The 1,086-nt window shown below is 61.0% G+C and carries 1 protein-coding gene; it reads left to right on the plus strand.

The features are described from left to right. On the plus strand, positions 1-1,086 hold a 1,086-nt coding region (locus tag Xsze_RS21455), incomplete at both ends, for a toprim domain-containing protein (RefSeq protein ID WP_211293381.1).

Genomic DNA, 1,086 nt, shown 5'->3' on the forward strand with positions numbered 1-1,086 from the left:
CGCCTTCCGGCAGCATGACATCCGGCAGGTGCATATTGCCTATGACAATGATAAAGCGGGCAATGACGCGGCGGCGGTGCTGGCCGCTGAGCTGCAACTGGCCGGGCTGGCTGTCTGGCGGGTCGTGTTACCCGAAGGCCGTGATGCCAATCGCTTTAGCTGCGAAGTGGCGAACCCGGAAAATGCCTTCGGCCAGTTACTGGACGCAGCACAATGGCTCGGCGACCCCATCAAAACGCCGCTGGCAAACCCCAATGCCGCCGCCACCGTGTCAGTCCCGGCGGCGGCATTGGTGCCTGAACCGGGTGTGGTCACGACACTCGCTGACAACGGGGACATCGTTGTCCGGCAGGACGGGCAGGAATGGCGGATACGCGGGGCACAGCAGAAAACCGGGGCCACGGTGATGAAAGTCAATGTGCAGCTCATCGACAAACCCAGCGGGGCGCTGTTCGTGGACAGCTTCGATATCCTCAGTGCCCGTGCCCGGTCAGCGTTCGTGCGTCAGGCTTCGCAGGAGTTGGCCTTGCCGGAAACGCTGATTAAGCGCGAACTGGGGCGGGTGTTATTGGTGCTGGAACAATGGGCGTGGGCTGAAGCAGACACGGCGCAGGTCACCCCATTGATGAATGAAGATGACCAACACGCCGCCGAAGCCTTGCTGAAAGACCCCGAACTTATCAGCCGCATCACCGCCGACCTGAGTGCCTGCGGGGTTGTCGGCGAATCGACCAACCTGTTGGCGGGGTATCTGGCCACCGTGAGCCGCAAACTGCCCAAACCCTTAGCCGTCCTGATCCAGAGCAGCAGCGCCGCCGGTAAGAGCAGCCTGATGGATGCCGTGCTGAATCTGATCCCGGAAGAAGAACGTATCCAGTACAGCGCCATGACCGGCCAGAGCCTGTTTTATCTCGGTGAAACCAACCTGCAGCATAAAATCCTCGCCATCGCCGAAGAAGAAGGGGTGCGGCAGGCGGCCTATGCGCTCAAGCTGTTGCAGAGTGACGGCGAACTGACGATGGCGAGCACCGGCAAGGATGAAGCGACCGGCAATCTCGTCACCAAAAGCTACACGGTCAAAGGCCC

The sequence above is a fragment of the Xenorhabdus szentirmaii DSM 16338 genome (assembly GCF_002632585.1).
Lineage (GTDB): Bacteria > Pseudomonadota > Gammaproteobacteria > Enterobacterales > Enterobacteriaceae > Xenorhabdus > Xenorhabdus szentirmaii.